The organism is Diplocloster modestus, from assembly GCF_019042245.1.
Taxonomy (GTDB): Bacteria; Bacillota; Clostridia; order Lachnospirales; family Lachnospiraceae; genus Diplocloster; species Diplocloster modestus.
On record NZ_JAHQCX010000015.1, the window covers coordinates 87931 to 103388 of the forward strand.

Sequence of the window (15458 nt, forward strand, 5' to 3'; positions counted from 1 at the left end):
TTTGCTTCCTCCTAAATGGGACGCAGACTCAGTGCGGAAGAATCCGGACCTGTATAGCCAGCCTCTCATGTTTTAAATATTATTTTTATGAACAGCAACGTGAAGCTCATGATACAGCGCCTCAACATCCACCGGTTTTGAAATGAAGCTTGTCATCCCCGCAGCCGTTGCCGCCTCCACATCTTCCTTAAAGGTATTGGCCGTCATGGCGATGATGGGAATGGTTTTGGCGTCCGGCCGATCCAGCGCCCGGATGGCCTCGGTGGCCTCGAGACCATTCATCTCCGGCATCTGGATATCCATTAAAATCGCCTGGAAAGCGCCCGGGCCCTTGTCTTGAAACAGCTCCACCGCGAGCCTGCCGTTTTCCACCCGCTGTACTAGGGCGCCCTGGCACTGCAGCAGTTCTATGGCAATCTCAGCGTTCAGATTGTTATCTTCCGCCAGCAGGATATTGACGCCTGCAAGCGTCCATTCTCCGGTTGGCACTTCAACTGTCGGTACTTCCAGAGTCCCTTTCTCCAGCGTGATTGTAAAACAGAAGGTGCTGCCTTTGCCCAGCTCGCTTTCCAGGAGCAGGTCGCCGCCCATCAAACGCACGATGCTCCGGCTGATGGCCAGTCCCAACCCGGTCCCCTGGCTCTTTGAGGTACTGGTCCCCACCTGTTCAAAGCTGCGGAAGATACGCTGCTGATTCTCAGAGGATACTCCCACGCCGGTGTCGATCACCTTGACGGTCAATGTCCGCTCTGTATCTGTATCGGAATCCCCCTCGACACAAAGGCGCACCGTGCCGCCCTCCGGGGTGAACTTAAACGCGTTGGACAAAAGGTTTAAGATCACCTGCCGCAGCCGGATATTGTCCCCCAGGTAGACCTCGCCGCGCAGGTCGCTCTCCACATGAAAGTGTATCTTCCGGCGTTCCGCATCGGTGGTCAGCATGCTCTCGATGTCGCACAGCAACGCATCCACAGAAAACGCGGCATGCTCCAAATCCATCTTGCCGCTCTCAATGCGGCTCATATCCAGGATATCGTTGATGAGGCTCAGCAGGTAGTGGGAAGAGGATTTTATTTTATTCAGATTGTTCCGGGATTTGTCGGACAGCTCCGGCCCCCGCTCGGTCAGATCCGCCAAACCTACAATCGCATTCATAGGAGTGCGGATCTCATGGCTCATACGGGAGAGAAACTCACTCTTGGCACGGCTGTCCGCCTCCGCTTTCTCTAATCCCAACCGCATCTTGGCGGCCCGCAGCCGGAAGTGAAGATAAAGGCTCGCCGAGAGCAAAATCAACAGCAAAAACAGAGCTACTACCCCAATCGCCAGCTGGGGATTGGCGACAACGATGCTGGACAGCGTGATATGTGTGTCCCCAATGGAAACCATATTCAAGCTGCTGATCGCTTCTTTTTCGGATTCCGACAAATTGTTGACGGCCTTATTCAAGATAGAGAACAGCGGCGAGTCCACCGGCTTGGAAACCGCAAAACTGACCTCCGTGTTGTTGTTTGGCAGGCTTACCTGAACCACGTTGGTGAGATTTCCCGTTCGAATGATGTTTTCTATATGGGCGCCTATCCCATAGAAAAAATCAATTTTCCCGCTGTTGACGTCGCTTAATCCCTCTTCGACGCTGTCGTAATATATGATCTCTTCCGCAACAACAGACTTTGATTTGCTCCGGCCGGTCATCACGCCGCATACCCGGCCCTCCGAGGGATAGGTGACATTTTTGTTTCGGACCAAAATCGGGGAAAGGCCGGCATAAGCTGTCGTTCTGGCTAAATCGTGATCAGACGCGCTCTCCTCGGTGCCTAGGAAAAAGCCCAGCATATCGGCTTTTCCCTCTTGTACCATAGTGATTGCGTCCATATAGGAGTCGCAGAGAAGATAGGTGAATTGCAGGCCGGAATAGTCGGTCACTTTCTTCAATACGTCCGGCACAAAGCCCTCATGATAATCGTCGATGTCCACGCAATACAGGGGATGCCAATTATCCGGGACCGCAACGGTAACAGTGTCTTTCTCCGCGATGTAAGATAATTCCCGCTCTGTCAAAACCGCATATCCGGTCATGTTGTCTGCGAAGTTCTTCGCCTGCTCTTTTTCCGAGAATTCCGGGTCTGCGGCATAGATCTGCTCCAGCGCCATATTTAACCCATCCAATATCTCCTGGTTATCCGGCTGGGTGACAATGTAATGGGCCTGGCCGCCGAAGGACGCAGCTGCGTATAAGGTATCCGGCATGTCTGTACCATAGCCCAGCAGCAGTTCCACCTCTCCGCTCTCTAATCGGTTATATAGATTCCCATTTTCAAGATCACCACGGCTGTAATAGTGGATCTCACAGTCCAGAGCCTGAATAGCCAGCCATTCCTTGAGACGTTGGATATTCTCGGTGGACCGGTCATACACGCCGATGGTCTTGCCGTTCAGCGTCCCTGTGTCATAACTGCGGATGGATGCGTCATCCTTCCTGGCCATCAGCTTTGCCTCTGTGTAGCCGCAGTTATAGTCCGGGTATCCAAATATTTCTTCCAGGCTTTCGTTGTAAAAGGTTCCGCCCATCAGATCAAATTTTCCATCCTGGAAGTCTCCCACCGCATTGCTCGTGGAGACATATTCGTATTTCCAGCCGGTGTATTTGGAAATCTCATTGAGATAATCCACCACCACACCGACGGGCGAACCATCCGCTGAAAGAGAGGTGTAACCCTCCGCGTTGGGGAAGGCTACCCGCAGAACAGTCTCCTCTGACTCCGCCGCGGCCGCGCAGGGGGAGAAAAGAGACAGGGCCAAAAGTGTCGGCAGAAACACCGCGGCAAGGCGGTGGACACCTCTATGTATTTTATCTTTCATATAGTCACCTCAGTTGGCGCTCCTCGAGCCTCAGCTTTTATAACAGCGCGTTTTTTAGAGTTGTTTTCAGCACATCCAGATCAATGGGCTTGGCCACATGGGCATTCATTCCCGCGTTCAGCGCCGCCTGCACATCCTCGGCAAAGGCATTGGCCGTCATGGCGATGATGGGGATCGTGCCGGCATCCTCCCGGGTCAGCGCCCGGATGGCTTTTGCCGCCTCGTAGCCGGTCATCACCGGCATCTGAATGTCCATCAAAATCGCGTCATAAGTCCCCGCCGGGGACGCGGTGAACGCCTGTACCGCCTGGGCGCCGTCCGTCTTCACCAGCGCGGTGCAGCCAAACATCTCCAGAAGGCTTGTGAGAATCTCCGCGTTGATCTCGTTATCCTCCGCAATCAAAAACCGCCGCCCGGCTAAAGTACTGTCATCGTCGGGGCCAGAAAGTGCCTGCGCCTTTGTCTGGGATATCTCTTCCGGTTCATGGCAGAGTTCAAATTCCAACTCCACGCGAAATACGGATCCCTTGCCCTCGCTGCTGCTCGCTGAAATAACGCCGCCCATCCGGTCTACCAATCCCTTGGTAATGCTCAGACCAAGGCCGGTTCCCTCAATTCGCCCCACATTCTCACCACGGGTGAAAGGTTCAAAAACATGGGATAATACATTCTCAGACATTCCAATCCCTGTGTCCCGAATGGAGAAACGGTAACGAACGAGGTCCGCTGCTGCCACCGGGCATTCCTCTGTTAAAAAGTCCACACTGCCGCCCTCGGGGGTGAATTTGACCGCGTTGCCCAGTATGTTGATGAGTATCTGATTGATCCGCAGGGGGTCGCCATAAAAATACGCATGAGAAATGGAATCAGCCCTGGCCTGGAACTGCTGTTTCTTTTCTTCCGCCTGGGGGCGGATCATCGTGGAGACCTGCTCCACCAGCTCCCGCAGGAAAATCCGTTCCCGCTTCAGCTCCACATCCGTCCGCTCGATCTTGCTCATCTCCAAAATATCGTTGATGAGATTCAGCAGGTGTCGGGAGGAGACCGAAATTTTCCCCAGGCAGTCTTCCACATAGACCCGGTCATCCATATGGGCATTTGCGAGTGTCGTCATCCCCATGATGGCGTTCATGGGGGTGCGGATATCGTGGCTCATGGAAGAAAGGAACGCGGTTTTTGCCTGGTTTGCCTGTTTCGCCAGGTCAAGGGCGTGTTCCAGCTCCTCCTTGGTTTTCCGCTCAGTCATCAGCATTTCGGTTACATCCGCGCGCACAATACACACAGTCTGATGATTCCGGTCGCCCCACAGAATATTGAGCTTTTTGTATCGAAGCCCTCCCTCGTCATTATAGGGACGCACAAAATCATAACCCAGGGGGCTCTTTTGCAGCTGATCCAATATGGTGTTTAATTTGAATTGATGGCGGATCTCTTCCTGCTCTTGCGGTGATTTTCCATAGCGGTTCATCGCCAACGCGATTTGCGTGTCATAGTCCTCCATAATATACGGCGACAGATCCTCCAGCACCGTCTGACGGGTATGCATGACCATCCGGCCTGTGGCCACATCAACAAAGCTGGCCAGCTCAAACGTATAGGCCAGCATATTCAGCAGGCTCTGCTGCTCCCGTACCGACTCCGTCACATCCGTCCGGGCCAGGCACACCCGTCCCAGCCGCGGGTCGATGGAAAAAACAGTCATCCGCTTTACCCGAATATTCTTATCTTCATCCACAACGGAATAGTCGAAGGTGTAGGTCCCGCTTTTTGCCAATCGTTCGGCCATATAAGCGGCGCCCAGATATTTCTTGTAATTCTCCCGGTCTTTCGGAACGACCCAGTTCTCCAGCATATAATCCATCCATCCGGAGTGGGAGCCGCCGCCAGGGAGGGGGACACAGCAGGCGCTGGCGTCACTGGTGAAGATCTCGTATCGGTCACGGGTTAAATCAACGATTACAATGTGGTCGTAGCCCGTGTTGGAGAGCCGGTGAAGAACCCGGTCGGAGACCATCTGTTCCGTAATATCCGTTACGGTCAAAATGCCGGTGATATCACCGGTGTCGGGCTCCTTCACCAGATTGACCTTACACTGCGCATACCGTCCCGTTTCCTCGCCGGGAATCTGGATAAAACAGAAGCAGACCTGCTCGGTGTCCTCGCGGCGGTAAGCCGCCAGAAGCGGCTCGTTGAGGTAGGTATCCAGAAATTTCTGCCGGTCTTCCGGCTCAGTGATAAGGTCGGCCAGCGCGGTAAAGAACCCTTCCCGGTTTGGGCCGAATGACTTCGTGGCCTGTGAGGCGGTATAGTCATTGATTTCCAGGATCAGATCTTGGGTAACGTTGCAGTGACCCACAATCAGCGCGTTGGGGCCGGGCGTCCGGTAATGCTGCAGCAGCATTTCTTTATATTGCTCGCGTATCCGCCTTTGTTTCTCATGTTCCTCCGTGATATCCTGCAAAAACATATACAGCCGCCGGTCTCCATCCTTGCCGGGCATGATGGAAAGCGTGTTTTTGATCCAGAGATAGGTTCCTTCCCCATTCTTCAGCCGATAGGATAGCTCTCCGCGGGTACTCTGCTGAGAGAACAACGCCTCAAGCTGCTGGACCAGGTATGGCCGGTCTTTCGGATGGACTGGTGCCATAGTGTCCTCTCTATAAATTTCCCATGCCCTTTCCGGTGTGACGCCGATCATGGCTGAAAAGCCCGCCGACAAATACTCCGCCGCGAGATCTTCACCCGTTTTGCCCCGCACCACAACGACCCCGCCGGGCAGAGTTTCCACCAGCGTCTGAAAGTACTGTTCCAGACGCTCTTTTTCCCGCTGAATTTCAATCTCCTCGGTAATATCCCGCAGATATTGGATATAGGCGGGGATCCCGTTCCAGACGGTCTTCCGGTAGTGCAGGCGGTAAGTTCGGTCATTCCAGTGCGAGACGATTTGGAAATTCTCACCGGGATTGCCTTTTAGAAAATTGCAAAAAGAGCAGGGGGATGTCTGGCCCTGCAGGGCCTCGTAGCACTTTTTCCCAATGCAGTTATCCGCGCTTTGGAACAGCTTCTTTGTTTCATAAAAATAGAGCAGCTCATAATTTTCTTGATTGATAATATAGATGGAATCCGCCAATTCCTCGGCAAGCTCCTGGTACATGCGGGATTCCGAGGACAAACCGGTAATGGAGGCGTAAAACCGCGTGGACGCAGTGAGAGGCCCGATTCTGCGGCCGTTGAAATGGACCCATACCAGACTGCCGTTTTTATGCCGTGTCCGATAGGAGATATCCAGGATGTTCCCGGTACGAAGGGCCTCCTCCGCCGCCCGGGCCACCCGGTCAAGATCGCCTGGGTATATGGCGCTGTATGCGTCTCCGGCGATCATTGCGTCAAATTCCGCCGGGGTGTAGCCCGAGAGGGCGGAAACCCCATCCGAATAAAAGACGGGAATAAATTTTCCATCCACTACCCGGTAGCTGGCGACGCCGCCGGGGATGGAACCCAACAGATGACTCATCTCCCACTGGACCTCTTTCAGCTCGGAGATATCATGGAAAACGCAATGGATCAGCGGCGCCCCATCCGCTTCTCCGATTTGTCTGGCCTGGATTCGCACCCACACAATATGGCCGTCACGATGCCGCTTGCGGAATTCGAATTTCGCAACCGTATGGCTCCGGACGGCCTCCTGTAATTTTTCTATGACGACGGGAGTATCCTCTGGGTAGGTCATTTCAGCGGCGTCGCGTTTGCACAGCTCGCGGTATTCTTCCACCGTGTAGCCGGTCAGCTTGGGGATGCCGTCAGAGAAATAGACGGTTTCAAAGATATCCGTCATTTTATAGATGGCCACGCCGCCGGGTATCGCGTTGATAATATCCTGCATTTTCTCATTGGCGGCCGCCAATTCCGACTCTACCTGTCTTTCTTCCGTAACGTCCGTGTAGATGATATATAAAAACACCGAACCGTCCGCCTGGATTTGGCGGGAACCCTCCAAATGGATCCAACGGCGGCTTTGGAGCCGGTCGTTGAAGACCCGCAGGGTATAGACCAGTTCTTCGCCGCTTTTCAGCGATTCCATGGTCTTTTCTAAAAGGGCAGACTGGTCCTCCTCAATTATATTGATGAAGAGCTGTCCAGCTTCGCTCTGGGCAATATGTTCCTCCCCATATCCCATCACCCGGTAAAAAGCCGGGTTGCGGAATACAGAGCAGAGTTGTCCGTTATTAAGTTGATAAATTGCCAGCCCACTGGGAAGCTGATTGAGTGTGGCCTGCAGCTCAGCGGAGAGGTGATCAGTCTGCATCATATCGATTTCCTTTCTATGCGGGAACATCTAGCAAGGCATTACCTTTGCCCCTTGCTTGCTTTCTCCTCCATGAGAGATTGCCAGTCGTCTGTGAAGGTCTGCAGTTCCATACTGTCGTTTTTCAAATGTGCTTCCATCAGCGACTGGCAGCCGTCCGCAAAGGCTGCCAGGTTATTATTTTTCAAATAATGTTCCAACTGCCCAATGCCTCTGTCGTGCATCGTCAAAAATTCTTCTGACTTCAGCAGCGGCAGCACCATGATACAGCCCCAAATAATGAATTCCTTTAACCTTGAATAGCATTCCCGCACAATCATAGAAGGACAGTTTTCACAAATAAAATTTAATATCACGCCAAAACAGAGAAAACCCCGTTTTTGCGCACGAATCTCAAATAACTCCTGCATCAATTTTTCCCGCCGCGCCGCCGGAACACTTTCCAATGTAAACAGCATCACGCCCCGGATCGTCAGCCCCATCAGATGCAGGCTTTCCCGGTGCAGCCGCAGGTCCTCCCGCACGTCGGACGGAGGCAGGTCTGCTGCGGCGGAGTCCATAAGGACTTTTGTTCCGCTTCCGTGGTAGGATCTGGTCACGCCAAGAGAATTCAGCAGTTCTACCGTGCGCCGCGCCGTGGTCAGAGAAATATCATATTGTTCCGCCATTTCGGTCAGGGAAGGGAGGAAGGAACCGACCGGATACCGTCCCCAGAATATCTCACTGATCATTTGGGCTGCTAAGGTATAACGCAGCTGCGGGCGCTGGCGATACACATTCCATTTGAAAGGGATCTGCTCCACACCCTCCAGATGATACTTCCGGCGCGCTTTGGAAATAAACTCAAATATTTCGTTTTTTACGTCAGAATAAGCGCCGTCCTCAAGCTGAATCGTCCTGCTTGCCGTTCCCTGGCGTGGGATTCTGCTTTTCGTTGTTGGGGAGTAAAAGAGGTGTACATACCGTGTGCATTCCCAGTAGAGGTTTGTTAAAAGTTCATTTTTCAAAGGAAAAACGTAGTCGATGCAAAACTGCACGACAGGCGGCAGGTCATCAAAAAGCTTTCCGGCGGTTTCGCGGTTGGCGACCACACGATACGGGTTCTCTGTGTTTTCTAACGCTGTTTCCCAGATTGGAATAAACAGCAGTCTTGCCGCTTGGAAGAAGTCCCGGATACCGTCCTTACGCGGCACAAAATAATCCGCTTTGTTTTTTTCAAAATCCGCCGAAGTCCCCCTGTAGGTGACAACGGACGCTTTGCGCTCTTCCGATTGAATATATCCTTTTTCTCTCAAACGCCTGAACGCTCCGCGCACCGTGTTCTCCCCCAATTGGGATATACTGCTGAGTTGAGCGATGGACGGCAGACGCTCCCCATATTTGCAGTATCCAAACAGGATTTTTGATTCGTAATAATCAAAAATGAGATCGCAAAGCCCGATATCTTTTTCCATTTCACTTTACCTCATAAAACACTGTTGTTATTCGGCCCACATGGTTGACCGGAGCTTCTCGCAATCCCCGTCCGTTTTGTCATCAGATCTGACGAATGCTGTTTATCGTTTCCACAAAGGCTTCCGCCTTTTGATATTCCGCTTGAACCGCTGTGTAGAGCTGTGCATAGTCGCTGCGTTCTTCTCTCTCGCGCAGTGGCTCCACAATGGTGTGGACCGCCTCAAGCAGTGGGGTCAGGCCCAGGTTCCCCGCGACGCCTTTCAGCGTGTGCGCGGCCTCAAAAGCGTTGTCCAGATCCCCGCTGTCGATGGCGGCACCGAGTTTTTCCAGACTTTTATCGTTTGGCAGCATCCCCAGCACGCGCAGATATAAAACCATGTTGCCGGCGAAGCGCCTCAGCGTGGCATCATAATCCACGCCATACGCTGCAAAGATTTCCTTAAAATTATCCATAAACTGATCCCTTTCTGTCGGCGGCTTTTGCGGCCCCGCAGGTTCGCCGGTTTTACAATATGACGCATTGGCCGTCATGGGTTGTCTTTGCATAATAGAGGGCAGTGTCCACCTGCTCGACGATATCCTCCAGGGAACACTCCGCGTTCCACATCACAATCCCGGCGGAGGCAGTGGCCGGCATCTTCTCAATGATGGGAGTTTCCCGGAACGCGTTACAAATCTCCTGGCATTTCTTCAGTGCGATTTCCGGGGACTGCATTCGTTTCATCACCACAATGAACTCGTCGCCGCCCAGCCGGGCCACAATGTCTGTGTCTCGGATATTTTTCCGGATTGCTTTGCTGAACTCGACAATCAGCCGGTCGCCTTCTCCGTGGCCGCAGATATCGTTTATTTTCTTGAGGTTGTCCAGGTCGAAAAAGCACACGGCCATTGGAGCGTCCGCTTTGTGAAGAGTTTCCGCCGCAGCCTGCCAGCCTCGACGGTTCAGCGCGCCGGTCATATGATCCCGGAATGCTTCTTCCCGTAATATTTCTTCCCGCATCCGGGAGGTGTTCAGCCGGATGGCATGTGCGACCCGCTTTGTGAGGCTTTCCGGCCAGTGGGGCTTGGCTGCGTAATCCAGCGCTCCAGACTTCAGCGCTTTTCTCTCAAGGTCTCTGTCTGCCGGTCCCGTAATGATGACGGGGATCTTCCACAGATCTCTATTCTGCCGGATCAGCTCCAGCACCGTGAAGGCGCCGTCTTTTGAAAGGCTCTGACTGAGCAGCACAAGGGCGATCCGGTCGTTGTACGCAGCGACAAGGCTCAGTGCTGCATTGACGTCTGTCGCGGCCATGACGTGAAACAACGCTGAAAAGTTTTCCCGCACCTGCTCTATGTACTGCTCGTCCTCATCCGCAATAAGGAGTACCTGCTTGCGATATTCGGGACGGTCCTCGTCATGTGAAAGGGTGATTCCGCCCAGCTTACCACGCAGCTTTTCTTTCTCCAGAAACTGTTCGAACTCCTCTGCCGGCATGGGCCGGGCAAAATAATATCCCTGCACATAGTCGCAGTCCACTTCCAGCAGCCGGTCCAGCTGTTCCCGCGTTTCAACGCCCTCGGCTACCACGCTGAGATGCATCCGCCGGGCCAGATCCGTTACAAACTGTAATATCCCATGCTCAAGCGGCTTCGCCGTTTCACTCTGTATGAATTTCATATCCAGTTTTAAAACATCGATGGGCATCTGGTTGAGCATATTGAGGGAGGAATACCCGCTTCCGAAATCGTCCATCTCAATAATGAACCCAAGCTCCCGCAGACGGTTGACCACCTCGATCAGCTGTATTGAATTCTCTGTGTACGCACTTTCCGTGATCTCCAGATGAAGCTGTTCCGGCGTCAGCCCATATTTTTGAACAATACTGATTAAGAGGTCCGCAATATCCACACTGTAGATATCCGCCCGGGACACATTGACAGATACAGGAAAGTCGGAGTATCCTCTTTTTTCCCAAGCCTTCAGTTTCCTGCATACCTCTTCCCAAACGAACTGATCCAGCTTGGTGATGAACCCATTTTTCTCAAACAGCGGGATAAACTCCGCGGGGGACAGCATTCCCCACTTAGGGTGCGTCCACCGCACCAACGCCTCTGCGCCGGCCAGTTGGTCGTCCCGGATTCGGTACTTGGGCTGAAAATAAATTTGGAACTGTCTGTCATGGAGTGCGGATTCCATACTATCGATGATAGCCTGCTGGCGCAGCAATTTATCCCGGAGACTGTTGTTGTAGAACGCAAAATAACAGCCATATTTTCCTTTGATACTCTGTACCGCCAGCATGGCTCGGTCACACATCTGTTCCACGGGCAGGTCCCGTTCCTCAATGGCGTAAATGCCCCATTTGATATCGACGCTTTTGTTGTTGGACAGGAGACCGATTTTTTTGCTGAGATCAAGGAATACCTGATCGCTGTAAGTCCTCCCACGCTCTACCAGGCAGACAAACCGGTCTGAATTCAGCCGCCCGCATATGCCGTTCGCGCCGGCATATGTGCGGCAGCAGCCAGCAATTTCCCGCAGCAGATCATCCCCGGCCTTATTGCCCAGCACATCATTGATGAGCTTGAAATTTTCAACATCAGAACAGATGATATCAAAGTTCTGTTTCGGATACCGCATCAGCAGTTCTTTGGTGCGCTGGCAGAAGAAAGTTTTACTGTAAAGGCCTGTCAGACGGTCATACTGAAACTGATTGATCATGGCCGCTGTTTCCCGAAAGCGAATGGTGCTGGAAATGCGTTTCAAAAGGATTTCAGCTTTGTAAGGTTTTGTGACGAAATCCTCGGCGCCGTGAGTCAGCGCGGCCACCTCATCGGTGTCACTGTCGCTCTGGGTGGTCACGATGACTGGAATTGTAGATAGATCCGAATCCTTTTTCACGATGGAAAGAAAGGTGTATCCATCCATAACAGGCATAGTGATGTCAAGCAGAATTAAAGAGATATCATCCTTTTTTTCTTTTAGGATGTCCAACGCTTCCTGTCCGTTTTCCGCTTCCAGGATTTGATATTCAGAGGCTAACAGCCCACAAAGAGTCACACGGTTGATTTCGTTATCCTCCACAACCAATATACATTTCCGCTCGAGCATACGAAAATCTCCCCTTTTTCACGATTCAGGTATGGAAAAAAGGCAGATGAACCGACCTTTCTTTCATAAATTTTTACTATTTGTAGCAAGCAACTCTGTTCATGTTAGACGCAGTTTGTTTCGATAATATTATAGCATAATTTGGAGAAAATACAATAAATAAAGTGTAAAATGTTGTAAGCGAGGTCTGAGTTCTTAATCTTTTCACAGGACAGCAAAACATCTTTTATCATTTTCTCCGGCTAAGGCTAAGTCATGTGAAAATCATGGCACTACCCTTGTCCATGTGTGTATATATGACCTCATTGTACCAATTCCCATGGCATAAATCAACAGAATATTACTTTCCTCTCGCCATTCACCCAAAAAAGTGTATAATTGATAGTGATTCAACATGAAGAAACCGGTGTGATTTTCTAAAAACAGAGGTGAGACGATTTTGGAACGTGGAAAGTACAACTTGATTTACGAATATTATAAATGTCACATTCTATTTGGGCACCTCCGGAAGGGCGATTTTCTGCCCACCATAGAACAGATCGGCGGTACATTCCAAGTAGCGCCTCAAACTGTACGGAATGCTTTGAAAAAATTGCAGCAGGATCACTTGATCGATGTTTCTCCCGGCCGCCATACCTCGGTGGTGTATGAAACCACCCCCGAAGAGACGCTCCAAGTTACGCAGCAATATTATCTGGCCCGCAAAGAGGCCATCGGCACCGTTTATCAAGTGACCGAGCTGCTTTTAACACCTGTGTTCCGCGCGGGAGCTCAAAAGCTCACTGACCATGAGCTGCGGGAGATTTTGCGGATATGCAGGCAAAAAGATGCGGGCATCGTATCCATCTCTATGTTCTGCTGTAACAGGATGCTGGATGCTGTCCAAAATCAGTTGATAAAATCCCTTTTTGCGGATATGGTGTCTTTTTTTCAGTTTCCCTATATTACGTCCTTTGATGAGGGGACCAGTGAAGAATATCAGGAATACCACAGAAACCTAATATCAAGCTGTGATGCTCTTGATCGAAACGGCGCTTTCCAGGCGTTCATGGGGTTACAGTCAGTGACCCAAAAGGTTTTACAGGGATTTATTGACGGCACTTCCCGAACCGTGGCAGTGCCAAATCAAATTCCCTTTCACTGGCAGACCTATCGTGACAGGCCGCAGCACTGTCATACCCTGGCCGCGAGAATCATTTACGGTCTTATAAAAGGAAAATACGCAGAGGGGGAAATGCTTCCATCCTATGAAAACATGTCGCTGGAGTTCTCTGTTTCAGTAAGCACTGCGAGGCGTACGATTGGGCTGCTGCGTGATATGGGCTTAATCCATTCTATAAACGGCGTGGGAAATCAAGTGCTGTTTACCGCCCCAAACTGGAAGAAATTGCGGCGGCCGTCTATACAAAAAAATATATTGATGGCAAGAGAGAGCATTGAACTCCTTTTGTTCACTGCTGAGGAAATAGTCAGCAAGGATCTGCTAAGACTCGATAAGAAACAAACTCATGAGCTGAAAAATATCCTGACAGACAGCAAAGGTCTTTGTGGACTGGAAGCCATTGTTTTAGTAACAGAATATATACTGATCCTTCATCCGTTTACGTCTTTCTTTGAAACCTACGGCAAATTGCTTGAATTTTTGCTTTTTACCTATCCGTTCCTGTCGGATCAACAGCAGACAAAGGGCGTCAGTCAATCCGCGCCGATTGAGAAGCTGACTCGAGCAATTGACGCAGAGGACACAGATCTGTTTGCCCAAGGGTATATTGAGCTGCTGCACGAGGTGGGAGCGAAGATAGGCAACACCGTAAATTTTCTCCAAAACGGAGTTGAGCAATATGCTTCGGGATGTGAGTCGCGTGAATCGAATAAGCTCAAAATACTGAGCAACGGGAAAAAATCTGGCGCAGCGGAGAATAAAGGAACACCTTAGTGCATCAATGCTGCGCACACTCCTCGTGATCTCATGAGGGATGTTCTGTTGGTGTCTCTTTCCGTAAAACTGCTCCTGTGGATGAACGGGGAGTTTTGACCAAATTCCCCCATGCCTTTATTGCCCGACAATATCCCAATCAAGCACCAGACGCCCCTCGGTAAAGGGCCTGATCTCACCGCTTTCTTGAATAGCGGAGGTCATCAACTCTTGGTTGCTGCCCAGCTCTTCATAGGTTCTTATGGTATTTAGAGAAGTCAGGTTATACCGGCTGAGAAAACTCTCCGCAGACAGATCATACAAAAAATCGCAGTCCTCTGCCTCCACCTTGCAGACCTGGATATCGGGCAGTTCTCCTTGCTGGTCCTGCAGAGCCATGTACGCAAACGGGTCCGGCCCCGCCAGCGTCTCCACGAAGACTACATCTACTTCCGGGAATTTGGCCTCCAGTACCGCTTCCAGGGGGGCCTCATCAAAGGAATCGTATTTTCCAATGGTAACGATCCGCTTTTCTGTATCTACCGGCACATAGGAGAAAATATCGTTTTCAGCAGTGAATGGGCTGGCGGCCGCGGTTGGTCCGCTGCCGGAGCAGCCGGCCAGAAACAGGGCCAGCGTGGTCAGCAGAGCAGTAAGTTTCACAAATTTATTATTCATGGTTCCTCTCCTATCTGATGTGCTTTTTTAGAGCTTTCGTCAATTCCGTCATATCGATGGGCTTGGCCAAATGTCCCTGCATCCCCGCATCCAGCGATTTCCTGGCGTCCTCGTCAAAGGCATTGGCCGACAGAGCCAGGATGGGGATGCTCTTGGCATCGGGATGACTGGAGGCCCTGATGCGCCGCGTGGCGTCATAGCCGTTCATTACGGGCATTTGAATGTCCATGAATATCAAACTGTAACAGCCGGCCTCGGATCGCTCAAAGGCTTCTACGGCCGCTTTTCCGTTCTCGGCGGAGTCCACCAAAAGGCCCATCTGCTCCAGAAGATTGACGCCGATCTCCCGGTTAAGCAGGTTGTCCTCCACGAACAAAATGCGCCGCCCTTTGAGCCTGGAGGTCAAATTGGCTCCATTGCTTTCTTTCTCTGCCTGCGCCATAACAGAGTGGGGCAGGGGGAGCCGCAGCGTGAACGTGCTGCCCTTGCCCAACTGACTCTCTACGGAAATGTCTCCGCCCATAAGTTCCACCAAATTTTTGACAATAGCCAATCCCAGGCCGCTCCCAGTGTGGAAACCGGTCATGGAAGAATTCTCCTGCTCAAAGGGCTGGAACAGCCGGTCACGAAAATCCTCGCTCATGCCGACGCCGCTATCCTTCACCCACAGCGTCACCAAAGAGCGTCCATTGTCCATCGGCTCCGATAAATAGCCCAGCCGGATCGAGCCGCCCTCCGGTGTGAATTTCATGGCGTTGGATACCAAATTCATCACATAATGCAATAAGAACAGTTTCAACTTTATCTACTAAGGAAATGGAAAGTTACCGTACACAGGCTGACTGGTAAAGAAAGAACCGATGGTGTAGACTGATAATAGTCGATGGCACCATCGGTTCTTTATGCAAACTGTTCTGAGAGTTTCTTAAAAACATTCGTTTCTGTATTTTTTCGTTTCTCAAATAGCATGCTCATGCACCTGCAATGTAGACTCGTGATCATGTACCATAATTCCCTGATATGTTTCAGCGGGTGTTCCTTCTACGCCAGTATGTCCTTTCTTAGCGCTTGCTTCTGTGCTATCTGCTGCAGGCCGAAGAACCTGAAGTTAATTTCAACTTCCTTCTGCCGTTTTAAGCCGTTTTTCA

At 51.4% G+C, this 15458-nt stretch carries 8 protein-coding genes; 1 reads left to right on the forward strand and 7 read right to left on the reverse strand.

All coding sequences use genetic code 11. From position 1 onward, the window contains the following. Window positions 1-72: 72 nt before the first annotated feature. The 5 genes from KTH90_RS18495 to KTH90_RS18515 all read right to left on the reverse strand — a co-directional run bounded on the left by KTH90_RS18495 (window position 73) and on the right by KTH90_RS18515 (window position 11717). Window positions 73-2862, reverse strand: coding sequence for an ATP-binding protein (locus KTH90_RS18495; protein ID WP_158354268.1), 2790 nt, complete (start codon window positions 2860-2862; stop codon window positions 73-75). A gap of 37 nt (window positions 2863-2899) precedes the next feature. Then, entirely contained in the window at window positions 2900-7171 is a 4272-nt protein-coding gene (locus tag KTH90_RS18500; RefSeq protein WP_238727243.1) for a hybrid sensor histidine kinase/response regulator, read from the reverse strand. Window positions 7172-7209: 38 nt separating this feature from the next. Then, window positions 7210-8622 carry a GntR family transcriptional regulator gene (locus tag KTH90_RS18505; RefSeq protein WP_158354267.1) on the reverse strand — a complete coding sequence of 471 codons (1413 nt, stop codon included), beginning with the start codon at window positions 8620-8622 and terminating at the stop codon, window positions 7210-7212. A gap of 82 nt (window positions 8623-8704) precedes the next feature. After that, entirely contained in the window at window positions 8705-9169 is a 465-nt protein-coding gene (locus KTH90_RS18510; RefSeq protein ID WP_330656092.1) for an Hpt domain-containing protein, read from the reverse strand. Further along, window positions 9129-11717, reverse strand: coding sequence for an EAL domain-containing protein (locus KTH90_RS18515; RefSeq protein ID WP_238727244.1), 2589 nt, complete (start codon window positions 11715-11717; stop codon window positions 9129-9131). The genes KTH90_RS18510 and KTH90_RS18515 overlap by 41 nt, the downstream gene beginning before the upstream one ends. Window positions 11718-12156: 439 nt before the next feature. Here KTH90_RS18515 and KTH90_RS18520 point away from each other — a divergent pair, with 439 nt between their 5' ends. Continuing rightward, window positions 12157-13653 carry a GntR family transcriptional regulator gene (locus KTH90_RS18520; protein WP_158354265.1) on the forward strand — a complete coding sequence of 499 codons (1497 nt, stop codon included), beginning with the start codon at window positions 12157-12159 and terminating at the stop codon, window positions 13651-13653. Between the two features lie 117 nt (window positions 13654-13770). On the opposite strand, the gene KTH90_RS18525 is transcribed toward KTH90_RS18520, so the two are convergent. After that, complete coding sequence (locus KTH90_RS18525) at window positions 13771-14310, reverse strand: hypothetical protein (RefSeq protein ID WP_158354264.1); 540 nt, start codon at window positions 14308-14310, stop codon at window positions 13771-13773. Window positions 14311-14320: 10 nt separating this feature from the next. Further along, window positions 14321-15109, reverse strand: a complete 789-nt coding sequence (locus KTH90_RS18530; protein WP_158354263.1) for an ATP-binding protein — start codon at window positions 15107-15109, stop codon at window positions 14321-14323. Window positions 15110-15458 lie beyond the last annotated feature (349 nt).